13 protein-coding genes are annotated in these 16,753 nt (G+C 38.2%); 10 read left to right on the forward strand and 3 right to left on the reverse strand.

All coding sequences use genetic code 11. The annotated features are described in order from the left end of the window. From R2Q78_RS04470 to R2Q78_RS04480, 3 genes are all read right to left on the reverse strand, one after another. Complete coding sequence (locus tag R2Q78_RS04470) at positions 1–762, reverse strand: ABC transporter ATP-binding protein (protein WP_316789996.1); 762 nt, start codon at positions 760–762, stop codon at positions 1–3. A 78-nt stretch (positions 763–840) separates the two neighbouring features. Beyond that, positions 841–1,131 (reverse strand): Asp-tRNA(Asn)/Glu-tRNA(Gln) amidotransferase subunit GatC, encoded by a 291-nt coding sequence (gene gatC, locus R2Q78_RS04475; protein ID WP_316789263.1) that lies wholly within the window; start codon positions 1,129–1,131, stop codon positions 841–843. Beyond that, a complete protein-coding gene (locus tag R2Q78_RS04480; protein WP_316789264.1) occupies positions 1,128–1,859 on the reverse strand; it encodes a lysophospholipid acyltransferase family protein in 732 nt (243 codons plus the stop codon). Before R2Q78_RS04480 ends, gatC begins: the two co-directional genes overlap by 4 nt. A gap of 143 nt (positions 1,860–2,002) precedes the next feature. Between R2Q78_RS04480 and trpS the strand changes: the two genes are divergently transcribed. From trpS to R2Q78_RS04530, 10 genes are all read left to right on the forward strand, one after another. Then, positions 2,003–3,001, forward strand: coding sequence for a tryptophan--tRNA ligase (gene trpS / locus R2Q78_RS04485; protein ID WP_316789266.1), 999 nt, complete (start codon positions 2,003–2,005; stop codon positions 2,999–3,001). A 4-nt stretch (positions 3,002–3,005) separates the two neighbouring features. Beyond that, positions 3,006–3,620 carry a deoxynucleoside kinase gene (locus R2Q78_RS04490; protein WP_316789268.1) on the forward strand — a complete coding sequence of 205 codons (615 nt, stop codon included), beginning with the start codon at positions 3,006–3,008 and terminating at the stop codon, positions 3,618–3,620. Between the two features lies 1 nt (position 3,621). Further along, positions 3,622–4,350 carry a 3-deoxy-manno-octulosonate cytidylyltransferase gene (gene kdsB, locus R2Q78_RS04495; RefSeq protein WP_316789270.1) on the forward strand — a complete coding sequence of 243 codons (729 nt, stop codon included), beginning with the start codon at positions 3,622–3,624 and terminating at the stop codon, positions 4,348–4,350. 1 nt (position 4,351) lies between these two features. Then, positions 4,352–4,912, forward strand: a complete 561-nt coding sequence (locus tag R2Q78_RS04500; RefSeq protein ID WP_316789271.1) for a hypothetical protein — start codon at positions 4,352–4,354, stop codon at positions 4,910–4,912. A gap of 294 nt (positions 4,913–5,206) precedes the next feature. Beyond that, complete coding sequence (locus tag R2Q78_RS04505; protein WP_316789273.1) at positions 5,207–7,975, forward strand: outer membrane beta-barrel protein; 2,769 nt, start codon at positions 5,207–5,209, stop codon at positions 7,973–7,975. Between the two features lies 1 nt (position 7,976). Then, positions 7,977–8,732, forward strand: coding sequence for a GLPGLI family protein (locus tag R2Q78_RS04510; RefSeq protein ID WP_316789275.1), 756 nt, complete (start codon positions 7,977–7,979; stop codon positions 8,730–8,732). Between the two features lie 155 nt (positions 8,733–8,887). After that, positions 8,888–10,504 (forward strand): CTP synthase, encoded by a 1,617-nt coding sequence (locus R2Q78_RS04515; RefSeq protein ID WP_316789277.1) that lies wholly within the window; start codon positions 8,888–8,890, stop codon positions 10,502–10,504. A 20-nt stretch (positions 10,505–10,524) separates the two neighbouring features. After that, positions 10,525–12,327 (forward strand): membrane protein insertase YidC, encoded by a 1,803-nt coding sequence (gene yidC / locus R2Q78_RS04520; protein ID WP_316789279.1) that lies wholly within the window; start codon positions 10,525–10,527, stop codon positions 12,325–12,327. A gap of 170 nt (positions 12,328–12,497) precedes the next feature. Next, a complete protein-coding gene (locus tag R2Q78_RS04525) occupies positions 12,498–15,338 on the forward strand; it encodes an alpha/beta hydrolase family protein (RefSeq protein ID WP_316789281.1) in 2,841 nt (946 codons plus the stop codon). Positions 15,339–15,481: 143 nt separating this feature from the next. Next, positions 15,482–16,753, forward strand: a complete 1,272-nt coding sequence (locus tag R2Q78_RS04530; protein WP_316789283.1) for a nucleoside recognition domain-containing protein — start codon at positions 15,482–15,484, stop codon at positions 16,751–16,753.

Consider the following 16,753-nt stretch of genomic DNA (forward strand, 5'->3'; position numbering starts at 1 on the left):
TTAATCTATTTTTTCAAAATCACTTCCAGTTTTCTGAAGATTTGATAAACGTGGAGATACGGTCTTTATATCTGTATTTTGATAATCCTTTTCTATTAAACCATCCCTCATCCTTACAATCCTGTGTGCATGCTGCGCGATGTCTTCCTCATGCGTTACCAGGATAATGGTATTGCCTTTACTGTGAATTTCCTCCAGCAGGCCCATGATTTCTATTGATGTTTTGGTATCCAGGTTTCCTGTAGGCTCATCGGCCAGAATTATTGAAGGATTGTTGATTAAAGCACGGGCCACTGCTACACGCTGACGCTGACCACCGGACAGTTCATTTGGTTTATGCGTTACCCTATTACCCAGGCCTACATTTTCAAGTGCTTTTTGAGCTCTTGCATCGCGTTCTTTTTTATTGGCTCCTGCATAGATCAACGGCAGTGCAACATTATCTAAAGATGTAGATCTTGGCAAAAGATTAAAGGTCTGAAATACGAAACCTATCTCCTTATTACGGACTTCAGCCAGTTCATTTTCAGTCATCTGGCTTACGTTTGTACCGTTTAACACATAATCTCCTTTGCTGGGGGTATCAAGACATCCAAGGATGTTCATCAGGGTTGATTTCCCCGAACCTGAAGGCCCCATTAGCGCCACAAATTCCCCTTTATGAATATCAAGGGTCACAGATTTTAAAGCATGGATAACTTCTGCACCAATTACATATTTACGACCTATATCTTTAATATTTATTAATGGCTTATCATTCATCAATGCTTTCTCCATGGCTTTTTTTAGGTTTTAGACATTCATCTGTATTTGAATGTTACAGAAAGGGCAATATTTGGGTTACTTTTCGATGATCTTTGGAACAAAGAAAAAACTTTCATTGTGTTTAGCCGAATTTTTCAGTCCATCTTCTACACTGATCTCCTGCCTTACAACATCTTCGCGCCAGACATTTTCCTCCTGGTTCATGTATACCAAAGGTTGTACACCAGTAGTGTCCAACTCATTTAGCTTCTCCATAAACGTAAGGATCTTATTCATATCGACGATCAAAGTATCCACTTCTTTATCCTCTATTGCTATTCTCGCTAAATCTGCAACTTTATTTATGGTTTGCTTATCTATATTCATCTATGAACAAGTTTACTGTTAATTAATTCAAAAATACGGTCTTTCAGCAAATCTGAGTCATCAATATTCAATTCTTTGGTAGAAATAGGTTTATGAACGTAAATATGACATAAACCCGGTCGTGTTCCATACTTAGCGCCGTCATCCCACATCTTTTTCCATACATCAGTCATACTCACCGGAACTATCGCAATATTCTTTTCAATAGCCAGTCTGAAAGGTCCGTTTTTAAAGTGCACCAACTTAGGAGGATAATGGTCGTCGATTTTTCCCTCTGGAAAAATGATCAGGCTCATCCCCTGTTCAAGGTTCTCTCCCACTTTTTTAAAAGCCCTGAATGCAGATATTTTACTGTCGCGGTTTACCGGAACATCTATGGTCTTAAAAAAAATCTTCAAAACCGGATTCTCCAGCAATTCCTGCTTTCCCATAAAATGAAACCGGCCTTTAGCAAGAATGCAAAGGATCATAATGTCAAGATTGGAAGTATGATTTGCACAGTAGATATAGGTCTTGTTCTTTTCCAGGGCAACTTCAAAATCGAACCTGTAATAAACCCCTATTAAAAAGCTGCATATATGGCTGTTTAGTTTGCGAAACCGGTTCAATAAAAGATACCGCTCTGGTTTTCTGGATGCATAATAATAGAGCGGATAAAAAAGTATAGAGAATACCAGGATAATCAATACAGAATATGAGCGGTGTATGTGCCTTAAGAGAGTAATCATCAAATCCAAACTTAGATAAAGTTATTTAAGTATTGTGCATGAAATTCATAAAAAATAGGTAGCTATGTACGAAATGGATTGTTTTTTATTATTTTCGGGCCAATAAAAATCACATTTGATTTTTCAGTTTTAATTAAAAGAAGATGAAAGAAACGGTAGTTAGTGGTATACGTCCTACAGGACAATTACATTTAGGTAATTATTTTGGCGCAGTGACCAATTTTGTAAAAATGCAGTATGATTATAACTGCTATTTTTTTATTGCAGATCTGCACTCCCTGACTACCCATCCTACTCCTCAGGACCTGCATGGCTATGTAAGGCATGTACTGGTCGAATATCTAGCCTGTGGGATAGATCCTGAAAACACGACCATATATGTACAATCTGATGTTCCTGAAGTTGCTGAGCTGTATTTATACCTGAATATGAATGCTTACATGGGCGAACTGGAGCGCAGCACTTCTTTTAAAGATAAAGTGAGGGCACATCCCGACAATGTAAACGCAGGTCTATTGACCTACCCTACCCTTATGGCTGCTGATATCCTGATACACAGAGCGACTAAAGTTCCTGTTGGAAAAGATCAGGAGCAACACCTTGAGATGACGCGCACATTTGGGAATCGTTTTAACAGGCTTTATAACACAGAATATTTCCCTGAACCTTTTGCTTTTAACTATGCTGAGAACCTGGTAAAAGTACCTGGTCTGGATGGAAAAGGAAAAATGAGTAAATCAAGCGGAGATGGAAATTGCATTTATTTAGCAGACAGTCCGGAGATCATCCGTAAAAAATTATCAAGAGCAGTAACTGATGGCGGGCCAACTGAAGAAAACCAGGCCAAACCAGAAGCAATTCAGAACTTATTCGATCTTATGAAAATAGTTTCTACACCTGATACCCTGTCTCATTTTGATGAGCTTTATAATAAAATGACGATCCGTTACGGCGACTTCAAAAAACAACTTGCCGAGGATATGATTGTCTTCAATTCACCAATTCGCGAACGCATAGAGGAGCTATCTAAAGACAGCTCATATTTGCGTCAGGTGGCCATCCACGGTGCATTAAAAGCAAGAGAAAGCGCACAAAAAACAATTAAAGAAGTAAGATCACTAATCGGGTTTAAATCATTTTAATCATATGCATATAGCTATAGTTGGAAATATTGGCGCAGGAAAGACAACTTTAACTGGGTTGCTGGCAAAACATTATGGATGGGAAGCCCTCTACGAAGCTGTAGACAACAATCCCTATCTGGAAGATTTCTATAGCGATATGAAGAGATGGAGTTTTAACCTTCAGATCTACTTTCTGAACAGCCGCTTTCAGCAAATTGTGGATATCCAGAATTTCAACAGAAATGTAATACAGGACCGTACAATCTATGAAGATGCGCACATCTTTGCTGATAACCTGCATGAAATGGGCCTGATGACCAGCAGGGATCATCAAAACTATAAATCAATTTTTGAAAACGTTACGTCTTTCATTAAACCCCCGGATCTACTGGTTTACCTGAGGGCTTCGGTTCCCACGCTTGTAAACAATATACAGCGCAGGGGACGTGAATATGAAGCGAGCATTCGCATTGACTATTTATCCAAACTGAATGAAAAATATGAAGATTGGATAAAAGGTTACAAATTAGGTAAGTTATTGATATTGGATAAAGACAGGTTGGATTTCACCAATAACCCTGAAGATCTGGGTACAATTATCCAATCAATCGAAGCAGAAATAAACGGCTTATTTTAAGATGAAGATTGTAGGGATCATACCAGCAAGATATGCTTCAACACGTTTTCACGGAAAACCATTGGTGCAAATTGATGGCAAAAGCATGATCCAGAGAGTTTATGAGCAAGCAAAAAAAGCTCAGGGGCTTACAGAAGTGATCGTAGCCACCGACGATGACCGCATTGCAGATGAGGTTAAAAGCTTTGGCGGCAATTTCATCATTACTTCTGATCGTCACTTAAGTGGCACTGATCGTTGCGCAGAGGTGATTACAGCTATTTCAGGATTTGATGCCGTTGTTAACATACAGGGAGATGAACCATATATTGACCCTCAGCAGATAGAATTGTTAATTTCGTGTTTCCACAATAAGGATGTGAAACTGGCTACCTTGATTAAAAAGATTACAACAGAAGAAGACCTGTTTAATGTAAATATTCCGAAAGTTGTAATTAATGCCAATCAGCAGGCAATCTACTTCAGCAGGCAGACCATTCCTTATATAAGAGGTACTGAACAAGGCCAATGGATGGACAAACATCAGTTTTATAAACATATAGGTATATATGGATATACCTCTTCTGCCCTGCTTGAGATCACTAAACTAGCTCCTTCTTCCTTGGAAACAGCCGAAAGTCTGGAACAATTGCGATGGATAGAAAACGGTTACAGCATCCAGACGAAGATTACAGATATTGAAACGATATCCATTGACACTCCTGAAGACCTGAATAAAATAAATGTGTAATATGAAACATGTTTTAATCTATTCATTATTGCTCTTTTCATTTTTTGCCTCTTGCAATTCTTCTGACAGCACGGGTATTGAGGGTGTAGGCAATACTGAAAAAACAATTACCAAGCCTTTCAGTGATTCATTAAAGTCTGATACGTTCAAGGTGAAACTCGATGTAAATTCACCCAAAGAAACCAGGCTTATTTTTACGGTTACCTCTTTTGAAGGAAAACTTATTTATGAAGAAGACATCAAAGCTGATGATTTATTTAAAAATTATGATGCCACAATAGATCTTAAAAAGAAAAAGAATCAGATTAAGTTTTTAAACGAGGAACTAGATCGTTTTTTTGATGAAGAAAATTTCATGGAACCTGCTATTATGGAAAATGAAGTTCCGGATCAATATGTACCCGATAAAGATTTTTATGAAGAGCTAAAAAAAAGCGGGCTAAATGGCTTCATCTATAGACTGGGCAAAGAAAACAAAATATACATCGGCTGGTCTGCAAAAGATAAAAAAGTTAAGACCTATTACAATTGCTGTAAAGTGACCAATCAGGCTAAAAAATAACATTCCTATAAAAAACACTGTTTTTTCTTAACCAGCGCACATTGTACAATCTTTGTTCAAAAAATTTAAAATAATATTATGATTATTTTAAATTTAGTGTTATGTTTATATAATGAAAGAAAACGAACCACGTAATTGCTATTCATAAATCAACCTGAAATATTCTAACCAAATATACTTTAATGAAGAGCCCGGAAATTTCCGGGCTTTTTTTTGTATTATTTTTTCTATTTCTAAAAGATCATTAAAAACAGTATTTTCGTTTTCCATACGCCTCAAGATCATATTTTTTTTATGCTAAAAAGCTTTTTCCTGGTACTGCTTCTTACGTTAGCTTTTCATAGTTTATATGCCCAAAAAGCTAATATTCAGGGTGTGGTAACAGATTCCGTTGAGACAAAGGGATTGCAAAACTGTTCTGTTTTACTGATCAGATCATCTGATTCAATTTTGGTTAAAACAGTGAGAACAGATGCGATGGGTAAATTTGTATTCAATAACCTCAGCAAAGGTAATTATACATTACTAGTGACCTACCCAAAGATGGCAGACTTTATTACTACTGTAAGCCTGTCTGATACCTCTTCGGTCAATCTCGGAAAAATCAGTATGGACCTAAAATCTAAACTTTTAAACGAGGTGGTCATACAGGCAACAAAGCGTGCGATAAGAATGAAAGGTGATACTCTTGTATTTCAGGCAGATAGTTTTGCAGTGCGCTCTAATGCCAATGTACAGGAATTGTTAAAGCGATTACCCGGTATAGTTGTTAATCCCGATGGAAGCATAAAAGCGCAAGGTAAAAAAGTAGAAACGGTACTTGTGGATGGCGACGAGTTTTTCGGTGATGATCCCCTTCTTGCGACAAAGTATCTGAAAGCAAATGCTGTAGATGAAATACAGGTTTATGATAAAAAAAGTAAAAATGCAGAGCTCACGGGTATTGATGATGGGATAAAGAACAAAACCATTAATATCAAACTGAAAGAAAATGCTAAAAATGGTTATATCAGTACACTCGATGCAAATGCAGGCACCAACCAGTTCAGGGATTATGGAGGCATGTTTGGAGTCTTCAAAAACAAGCTTAAAGCTGCTGTATTTGGCACTTCTTCAAATCTGGATAACCAGTCCAAAATCAGCAATTCCATGAGAAAACTAAAGGGTGAGGACTATGACATCATTCAGGTCGGTGATGATGGGAGTTCCATCATGTATTCCACGGGCATGGAAGATGATGATGACTATTACTCAGGTGGTGCAGGATTACCCAATAATTTAAATATAGGGGCACATTTCTCAGATAAATTTTATAAAAACAAAATGGGCATTAAATTGAATGCCAAAGGTTTTGACTATAAAAGCACCAACCGGGAAACCTCACACTCAACGGAACTTTTGCCAAACGGAAATGTATTTGTCAGTTCAGGAAACAATCAAACCAACACAAAGACTGCGGGTGAGAATATAAAAGCGGGTTACAATTTCTCTATAGATTCGTTAACTACATTAAGAGTAGCCTTTGGTGCAAAAAAAAGCAGAAATAACAACAATTCCATCGGGTATACAGATACACGTACAGAAAACGGCTTTTTTATCAGTCAGAATAATCAGGAAAACACAGGAAGCGGAGAAGGAGAAGGATTTAACGGTAACATCAACTGGTCTAAACGCTTTAAGAAAAAAGGACGTACGTTGTCCGTTGACGTCCAGCCTGAAAGCCAAAACAACAACAGTATTGAGCAAAGCATCAATACCACAAGCTATTATGACGATGGTGGAAATTTGAGCCGCACGGAAAAAATTAACCTGAACAAGGACAATTCCAGCAGTAAGAACTCTCTTGGAGCAAGAATTAATTATACCGAACCAATATCAAAAAACTGGGCTATGGAAGCTTCCTATAGCTTTAAAACAATCTCATCCAATAGTTATCTTCTCGTATCTGATAATGTGATAAAAAAAATTGATTCGCTGAGCAACAACTTTAAATTCATTAATTTTTCAAATGTCGGACGGATAGTCATGCAATACCGGGTAAATAAGTTTTCGATATCTACCGGGATGGAAGCAACGCGTACAAGTTTTGAATTGAAAGATCTGGATCGTAAAAACGACTTCAACAGGAAATACCTGAACCTTGCCCCAAGTACAAATATAAACTACAGGATGGACGGCAATAAAAGCTTATCCTTAAATTACAATGGTTACATGCAGCAACCAAGCATTGATCAGCTGCAACCAGTACGACAATTGAACAATCCATTGCTTCAGGTGATCGGTAATTCTGCACTCAGACCTTCTTTCACCAATAATTTTTCTTTGTATTATAGTGGTTTTCAGTTTAAATCAGAGGAATATATATCTGGCGGCGTTAATTATGGCTTTACGACCAATGGTATAGTCAACACAGAAATTGTAGATGAGTTCAATAAAAGAATTTCAAGCTATACAAACCTCAATGGCATCAATTCTTTATCCGGTAATCTTGGTTATTCCAAAGGCTTCACAAAATTAAACTTCAGACTGGGTGTTGATGTAGGCTTTAATACTTCAAACAGGTTGTCCATTATAAATTTCACGACAAATAAAACCAGAAACAACCAATATAATCTACGAAGTTCCTTCAGCTATTACACGCCAAAGCTGGATCTGAGCTACTCCCCTTCCGCTAATTTCATGTATGGATCTTCATCCATCGGAGGAATCAACGATGGAAAAAGTTTAACTCATAACCATGAGTTTTCAGGAACTATGCAGCTCCCTTATCACTTTGAATTTAATTCAACGATTTCGCTATCGTACAGACCGGCCAATGCTTCGTTCGACAAGGACCTCGATATCGCGATATGGAATTGCTACCTGTCTACGAAATTACTGAAAAGCGAATCGCTTGAAATCAAATTAACAGTTACTGATATTCTTAACCAGAAAATCGGATACGACAGATTCGTTGGCGGAAATGTGATCAGCGAAAATACTTACAGCTATATCCCCAGGTACGCATTACTTGGTATTAATTGGAATTTAAGTGGTAATTTTAATACAAAATCATCCAAATAGCATGAAACGAACATTTGTCATTTTGTTTTTTCTGAGTGTCACTTTTTCCAGTGCTATAGCTCAGCAGGTATTTATTCCTAATGGGAAGATTACTTTTGAAAAGAAAATCAATGTACAAAGGAGCCTGGCGGACTTTGATATTCCTGATGAAGCCAAAGAAAGGATGCAAAAGTACAACGTCAGTTCATGGGATCTTTATTTCAATCAGAGCACCTCTCTTTATAAACCTAAGAAAAAGGAAACAGAGAATACCGGAATGATGTTTATGTTTAGTTCTGAAGCGACCAATGAACTTTATGCAGATTATGGCAAGTCGAAAAGGCTGATGAAAAAGAATTACTTTGGTGAAGATTACCTGCTTCATGATACAATACCTGTTCTGGACTGGAAAATTATGCATGATGTGCGAACAATTGCCGGATACGAATGCAGAAAAGCAATTGGAAAAATTAATGACACTGTTTATGTTGTGGCCTTTTATACAGATGAAATTCTTTTAAAAGGAGGACCTGAAGGTTTTAGCGGTCTGCCCGGGATGATCCTGGGTCTTGCCATTCCGAGATACAATACCACCTGGTTTGCAACTAAGGTTGATGCCTTTATAAGTTCTGATGCAGAAATCACGGAACCGAAAGCAAAAAAGACAGACACGGAGAAGGAAATGAAGAAAATCATTGAAATTTTTGGCCGTTACGGCGGCGATAAAAAGCAAAAACCTGAGGACATCAGAAAACAGCTATACGGGTTTTTACTCTAACATTTTAGCTTCTAGCGCCTTAGAGCGCAGTTTTTCTTTTGCTTATTATTTCAAAAAATAGCCATCGCGCTTCAGTTTTATTTGCTAACTTTGTATCCCGTACAAAAACAATAATAGCAGCATAAAAACTGCTTTTATATCAGAAACTCACAAACATGACTAAGTATATTTTTGTTACGGGCGGTGTTACTTCCTCTTTAGGAAAGGGCATCATCTCCGCTTCATTAGCCAAATTATTACAAGCACGCGGCTACAGTGTAACCATCCAAAAATTCGACCCTTATATCAATATTGATCCGGGAACGTTAAACCCTTACGAGCATGGCGAATGCTTCGTTACAGAAGATGGTGCTGAAACCGATCTTGATCTTGGTCATTATGAGCGTTTCCTGAATGTCCCTACTTCACAGGCAAATAACATTACAACAGGTCGTATTTACCAGAATGTGATCAACAAAGAGAGACAAGGTGAATATCTGGGAAAAACTGTTCAGGTAGTACCTCACATCACGGATGAGATCAAAAGAAACATGCGCATTTTAGGTGAAAGCGGTAAATATGACATCGTAATCACTGAATTGGGTGGAACTGTGGGTGACATTGAGTCCTTGCCTTTTATTGAAGCTGTACGTCAATTCAAATGGGAAGAAGGTGCAAATAATGCTATCGTAATTCACTTAACACTTGTACCATATCTTGCAGCGGCAGGTGAATTAAAAACAAAGCCTACGCAACACTCTGTAAAAGCTTTATTAGAATATGGTATACAACCTGATATTTTGGTATGCCGTACTGAACACCACATTACGCAAGACATTCGTAAGAAAATAGCTTTGTTCTGTAATGTAAACGTAAATGCGGTTATTGAATCTATCGATGCCTCTTCTATCTATTCTGTTCCGCTGTTGATGATGAAAGAGCAGCTGGACAAAACAGTATTGAGTAAATTAAAACTGGCTCAAAAAAATGAGCCTGATATGGAAAGCTGGAAAGATTTCTTAGGTCGCTTAAAAAACCCAACTGCCGAGGTAACTATTGGCGTTGTGGGTAAATATGTAGAGCTTCCTGATGCCTATAAATCTATTACTGAATCCTTTGTTCATGCAGGAGCAAAAAATGAGTGCAAAGTACGCGTACAGTACATTCACTCGGAAGAGGTATATCCTGAGAATGTTAAAGAGAAGCTGGGCCATCTGGACGGCTTGTTGGTAGCTCCTGGTTTTGGAAGCCGTGGTATTGAAGGAAAGATCGATGCCATTAAATATGTCAGAGAGAATAATGTTCCTTTCTTCGGTATCTGTTTAGGAATGCAGTGTTCTGTAATTGAATACGGCAGAAATGTACTGGGATTAAAAAATGCCAATACAACAGAGATCAATGAAGAAACTGAACATCCGGTAATCAACATGATGGAAGATCAGAAAAGCATCACCAATAAAGGTGGCACCATGCGTTTGGGATCTTATCCATGTGACCTTAAAAAAGGAACCAAGGCTTTTGCAGCTTATGGGAAAGCACACATTACAGAGCGTCACAGACATCGTTATGAATTCAACAATGCTTACCTGCAGCAGTATGAGGAAGCAGGAATGATCGCTTCGGGTGTAAATCCTGAAAGCGGATTGGTTGAAATTGTAGAGCTTAAAAACCATCCTTTCTTTGTTGGAGGACAGTTTCACCCGGAATTAAAATCAACAGTTGCTAATCCTCACCCACTTTTTGTTAAATTTGTCGCCGCTGCGATGGAGTTTGCAAAGAAGAAAATAAAATAATACGCGTTTAATTAACAATAATGGATAGAAATACGTTTACAGGATTATTCCTGATCATGATCGTTCTGGCAGGTTCTTTTTACTTTTTCAAGCCAAGTGAGGCAGAAATAAAAAAAGAAAATGAAAGAATTGCTGCTGATTCAATAAAAAAAGCGACTGCAAATAAACCGGCCGTCACTGCCCCTGCTGCTACAGCTATAGCATCTACAGTAGATTCTGCTGCTTTGAATGGCCCCTTCGGTAGCAATATCAACGGAACTGACCAAACTTCAGTTTTAGAAAATGAACTGTTGAAATTGACCCTGACAAATAAAGGCGGAAAGATCTTATCTGTTCAGGTTAAGAGTCAAAAAACATATGATGGAAAGCCTGTTATTTTATTCGATGGCAATGAGAATAAATTTGGCCTGAACCTGAATATTGCTGGAAAAATAGTAAACACCAATGACCTTTATTTTACTGCAGTAAAAAATGGCAGCAGCATTAGTATGAAAGCCAATTATTCCGGCGATAAATACATTGAATATCTTTACGACTTAAAACCAAACACCAGCAATGTTGATTTCAATATCAACTTAAATGGTCTGAATCAGGTTGTTCAGGGCAATACCATCAATTTAAACTGGGAAGCTACTTTGCTTGAACAAGAGAAATCTGGCAAGAAAGAACAGGAACACTCTGCTCCATATTACAAATATGTAAATGAGAACCCTGATCACCTGAATGTTGCAAAAGATAAAAAAGAGGAGTTAAAAGAAGGAAAGATTGAATGGTTCTCATTCAAACAACACTTCTTCTCTGCTGTTCTTATCCCTACAGTTCCTTTTGAAAAAGGTGATCTGGAAGTGAAAGTAAGCACTGAGCCGGGCAAGATTAAATGGTACGGTGCAAATATGCAATTGGCTTTCAACCAGCTTTCTGTGCAGAATTACGCGATGAAATTCTATTTTGGAACCAATAAGTTTTCTACTTTGAAAGCTCAGGGCCACGAAATAGAAAAACAGGTAGATATGGGATACTGGCCATTGAAATACATCAACAGATTCATCGTATTACCAGTGTTCAACTTTCTTGAAGGTTTCGGATGGAATTATGGCCTGATCATTCTGATCTTAACCATAATGCTTAAAGTAGCCATGTCTCCGCTTACCTATAAGTCATATCTTTCTATGGCAAAAATGAGAATTTTGAAGCCTGAGATGGATGTAATTAAAGCCAAGGTTGGTGAAGACAACCCTACCTTATTACAACAGGAATATTTAAAACTGTATAAGCAGGTGGGCGTAAATCCTTTAGGGGGATGTTTACCAATGCTATTGCAGTTGCCTTTCGTAATGGCCTTCTTCTTCTTCTTCCCAAATCTGTTCGAATTAAGAGGTGAAAGCTTCCTGTGGATGAAAGATCTTTCTACTTATGACGACTTCATTAAGTTTGGATTTACTATTCCGTTTATTGGTGACCACTTAAGTTTGATGTGTGTATTGATGACTATTTCAACATTGATATATACCTATTTCAATAACCAGATCTCTGGTGCAAGCGGACAAATGAAATACATTGGATACATTATGCCGATCGTATTCTTAGGTGTTCTGAATAGCTATCCTTCAGGATTAAACTATTATTACTTCCTGGCAAACATGCTTACATTTGCTCAGCAGTTTCTGATTAAATCAATGGTTGATGATGATAAGATACACAGAACTTTGCAGGAGAATAAAGCAAAACCAGTAGAAAAGAAAAAGAAATCTGGATTCAGTGCTAAGTTAGAAGACTATATGCGCCAGCAACAACAGTCTCAAATACAGCAAAAAAAGAAATAATCAATCGATCTAATTATAAAAAAAGGAAGCATCAACAGTGCTTCCTTTTTTTATGCGGTTCTCCTAATAGGTTTTAATTATGTAAAATTTGATATACATTACAAATATGTCTTAAAATTTTACAATTTTTAAGCTTCGGGATAAAACTAAACCAAAACCTTTTTATAGTTATGCACAAATATCTTACGCTTACCCTTTTATTATTTGCGAGTTCAACTTTTGCTCAGAAAAAACCGCTGAACCATACAGTATATGATAGCTGGGAGTCAATAGCCTCCAAAAAACTCTCTAACAATGGAGTCTGGGCAGGCTATGGAATAAGTCAGCAAGAGGGCGATGGTACATTGTATTTAAACAATTTAACTTCCGGAGCGAAAACTAAAGTCAACAGAGCAGAAAATGTTCAGTTCAGTTCAGATTCAAAATTTGCTGTTTTCTCCGTTAAACCGTTTTACGCAACCATCCGCCAGGCTAAAATCAAAAAGAAAAAGCCAGATGAGATGACGAAGGATTCTCTTGGTATAATCAACCTGACGAGTATGTCTGTAGTTAAGATTGCAAGGGTAAAATCATTCAAAATACCTGAAAATGGCATTTCTCTTTTAGCTTATCAGTTGGAAAAACCTGTTGATACTGCAAAGAAAACTCCGGGTAACAATTCGGCAGCGCCTAAAAAGGACAGCGACATCTTTTTTGCCGACGACGAGACCAGCTCTGCCAAACAGGAAGGTACCGACCTTATTTTTAGAAATCTGGTTGCAGGAACTGAAAGAACGTTTAAATATGTAACTGAGTACATTTTCAGTAAAGATGGAAAACAGCTGGCATTTGCCTGTACCGGTTCAAAAAAAGATAAAGCGGCTCAGGCCGGAGTATTCTTACTAAATACTGAAAAAGGCACGGTAAAAACTCTTGTAAACGGCAAAGGAACATTTAAAGGTTTTACATTTGACGAAGAAAGTGAATCATTGGCGTTTCTGGGCGAAAGAAGTCCTGAGAAACAAGAAATAAAAGATTATTTTGTTTACTATAACTCGTTGTCACTTGATACTGCGCAAATCCTTGTCGACAATGACATCCCTGGGTTGCCTGCCAAGTGGACCGTTAGTGCTGATGGAAGACTAACATTCAGCAAAGACGGTAATAAACTATTCTTTGGCCTTGCTCCTTTAAAAAAGCCAAAAGATACCACCCTGATAGATTTTGAAAATGCCAAACTGGATGTATGGAGCTATAAAGACGATTACCTGCAGCCAATGCAATTGAAGAATGCAGATCGCGAATCTAAAAGGACTTATCTTTCTTCCATAGAGATCTTCAACAGTGATGTAAAAATCGTTCGGTTAACTGATGAAAAGTTACCAGATGCAACACTAATAGATGAAGGAAATTCTAATGTGGTTTTAGCTTCTACAGATTTCAATAACAGGGTTCAGTCTCAGTGGACTGGTAATTCTATAAGAGACTTTTATTTGGTTGACACGAAGAATGGCTCTAAAAGGAAAATTATAGAAGGTCTTTCAGGAATGGCTTTTGCCTCCCCTGCCGGAAAATATGTAATCTATTTTGATAAAAAAACAGGAAACTGGTTTACCTACAATATCCTTACAGCCAAAGTGACCCAGTTGAACACCGGACTCAATGTCAAATTTGTAGATGAAGAAAATGATGTGCCGGACGAACCTTCGCCTTACGGAGTAGCTGCCTGGACTGAGGAAGATAAATCTGTACTGATTTACGATAGATATGACATCTGGGAATTTAACCCGGATGGAAAAGGAACACCAAAAAACATCACTAACGGTTACGGCAGACAAAGTACAGTTACTTTCCGTTATGAAAAAACAGATCCTGAAAGCCGCTTTCTATCAAAAAAAGAATTAATCTGGTTGAGTGCCTTTAACAATACGACCAAAGAAAGCGGTTTCTATAAGACACGCATAGGAGATTCTAAAAATCCGGAACTAATTGTAATGGGAAAAGTCAAATACTCTGGTTTGGTTAAAGCAAAAGATGCAGAACGTTATATTTTCGACAAAGGCAGCTATATAGCTTCTCCCGATGTATATGTTTCAGTTGACCTGAAAACAGAAACTAAATTAAGCAGCACCAACCCACAGCAACAGGGATATAACTGGGGAACTTCTGAACTGGTAACCTGGAGTACACCTAAAGGATATAAGTCACAGGGAATTCTTTATAAACCTGAAAATTTTGACCCTGCTAAAAAGTATCCGATGATCGTATATTTCTATGAAAAATTATCGGAAGGCTTGTATTCTTATCAGGCTCCGGCCCCTACTCCATCACGTTTAAATATCCCATATTTTGTAAGCAATGGTTACCTTGTTTTTGCTCCGGATATCAGCTATGAAAAAGGCTATCCGGGGAAATCTGCTGAAGAATTCATCAATTCAGGTGTAGAATCATTAAAGAAAAACACCTGGGTAGACGGGACCAAGATCGGGATCCAAGGACAAAGCTGGGGTGGTTATCAGGTTGCTCATTTGATCACCAGAACCAATATGTATGCAGCAGCATGGGCAGGTGCGCCGGTGGTCAACATGACTTCTGCTTATGGAGGCATCAGGTGGGAAAGTGGTATGAACAGACAGTTCCAGTATGAGAAAACCCAGAGCAGAATTGGTGCTACGCTATGGGAAAAACCTGAACTTTATATAGAAAACTCTCCACTATTTGCCTTGCCTAAAGTAAATACTCCTGTGGTGATTATGGCAAATGACGCAGATGGAGCCGTGCCATGGTATCAGGGTATAGAAATGTTTACTGGGTTAAGAAGACTAGGTAAACCTGTCTGGATGTTAAACTATAATAACGAAGCACACAACCTGGTTCAGCGTCAAAATAGGAAAGATATTCAGATCCGTGAGCAGCAATTCTTTGACTATTATCTTAAAGGTGCAAAAGCGCCTGTATGGATGGTAACTGGAATACCTGCCACTGAAAAAGGAAAAACATGGGGATTTGAACTCACTGATGAAAAGCCTTAATACCACCAGGCTGATAATTATAAAAAAAGCGCAGTTTTAGACTGCGCTTTTTTTATGCCCCATTCTGACTAAGAATCGTCCAAAGCAACAAGGAAATATTATTAAAAAACATTACTTTAACAGCCTAAAACTAAATCAACCCAATGGCATTAAGTAGAATCTGGTCGGCTTTTATTATCGTAGCAATTGTTGTTGCCAGCATAAAGTGTTTCTTTTTCGGACAAAGTGATATTTTCAACTGGATGGTGATCGGTAAGGCTGATGATGCCGCAAATCCTTTGAAACTAGACGGTGTTATTCAAACTTGCTGGGTTGCCGTTGAACTTTGTTTAAAGCTGATTGGCATTTTAGCTTTCTTTATGGGATTGATGAGTATTGCCGAAAAGGCGGGCGGCATACGACTATTGTCCAGAATTGTAGGGCCATTCTTTTCAAAACTTTTCCCTGATATTCCAAAAGGGCACCCATCAATGGGACATATGATTATGAATTTTTCGGCCAACTTGTTAGGCCTGGACAATGCAGCAACTCCCTTTGGATTAAAAGCTATGGAAAGTTTACAGGAACTTAATCCAAGTAAAGACGTCGCTTCAAATGCTCAGATTATGTTTTTGTGCTTACACGCAGCGGGTCTCAATTTAATCCCTGTCAGCGTAATTGCGATACGGGCTTCACAGAATGCATCAAACCCGACGGATATATTCATTCCATGTTTGATTGTCACTTTTGTAGGAACTATCGCTGCAATGCTTATTGTTTCTTTTAAACAAAAGATAAACATCCTTCAACCAGTGATTATCATATGGGTGCTTAGTATATCGTTTATAATAGCACTCCTGGTGCTTTATATCGTTTCCCTGAATGCAGATGGCATTAAATCATTCTCCGGACTACTTAGCAACGGCCTTATACTGTTGGTTATCCTCTTGATTATTCTGGGCGGGCTTTATAAAAAAATAGATGTTTTTGACGCTTTTATTGATGGTGCAAAGAATGGTTTTGAAACGGCGATTAAGATTGTGCCCTACCTTGTAGGTATGTTGGTTGCCATCTCACTGCTTCGCACAAGCGGGACTTTCGATGTAGTGATCGGCGCAATAAAAAGCGGCTTTGCATTTTTAGGAGCCGACACAAGGTTTGTTGAAGGCCTGCCTACAGCATTGATCAGACCGTTAAGTGGCGGCGCAGCACGCGGAATGATGGTGAGTACCATGGAAACCTATGGACCTGATTCTTTTGCGAGCAGGCTTTCCGGAATATTTCAGGGCGCTTCAGACACTACTTTCTATGTGGTTGCCGTTTATTTTGGCGCTGTAAGTATCAAAAATACACGCTATGCTATTGGAGCTATGTTGTTGGCAGATTTAGTGGGGGTATGTACAGCTATCGGTCTTTGTTATATGTTCTTTGGATAA

This window comes from Pedobacter frigoris, from assembly GCF_032678645.1.
GTDB lineage: Bacteria > Bacteroidota > Bacteroidia > Sphingobacteriales > Sphingobacteriaceae > Pedobacter > Pedobacter frigoris_A.

Bases quoted from the DNA above. Each gene is read 5' to 3' on its own strand.
- yidC (WP_316789279.1), top strand. From the start codon at position 10,525: ATGGATAGAAATACGTTTACAGGATTATTCCTGATCATGATCGTTCTG.
- R2Q78_RS04490 (WP_316789268.1), top strand. From the start codon at position 3,006: ATGCATATAGCTATAGTTGGAAATATTGGCGCAGGAAAGACAACTTTA.
- R2Q78_RS04530 (WP_316789283.1), top strand. From the start codon at position 15,482: ATGGCATTAAGTAGAATCTGGTCGGCTTTTATTATCGTAGCAATTGTT.
- gatC (WP_316789263.1), bottom strand. From the start codon at position 1,131: ATGAATATAGATAAGCAAACCATAAATAAAGTTGCAGATTTAGCGAGA.
- R2Q78_RS04470 (WP_316789996.1), bottom strand. From the start codon at position 762: ATGAATGATAAGCCATTAATAAATATTAAAGATATAGGTCGTAAATAT.
- R2Q78_RS04500 (WP_316789271.1), top strand. From the start codon at position 4,352: ATGAAACATGTTTTAATCTATTCATTATTGCTCTTTTCATTTTTTGCC.
- R2Q78_RS04525 (WP_316789281.1), top strand. From the start codon at position 12,498: ATGCACAAATATCTTACGCTTACCCTTTTATTATTTGCGAGTTCAACT.
- R2Q78_RS04480 (WP_316789264.1), bottom strand. From the start codon at position 1,859: ATGATTACTCTCTTAAGGCACATACACCGCTCATATTCTGTATTGATT.
- R2Q78_RS04510 (WP_316789275.1), top strand. From the start codon at position 7,977: ATGAAACGAACATTTGTCATTTTGTTTTTTCTGAGTGTCACTTTTTCC.
- R2Q78_RS04505 (WP_316789273.1), top strand. From the start codon at position 5,207: ATGCTAAAAAGCTTTTTCCTGGTACTGCTTCTTACGTTAGCTTTTCAT.
- R2Q78_RS04515 (WP_316789277.1), top strand. From the start codon at position 8,888: ATGACTAAGTATATTTTTGTTACGGGCGGTGTTACTTCCTCTTTAGGA.
- kdsB (WP_316789270.1), top strand. From the start codon at position 3,622: ATGAAGATTGTAGGGATCATACCAGCAAGATATGCTTCAACACGTTTT.
- trpS (WP_316789266.1), top strand. From the start codon at position 2,003: ATGAAAGAAACGGTAGTTAGTGGTATACGTCCTACAGGACAATTACAT.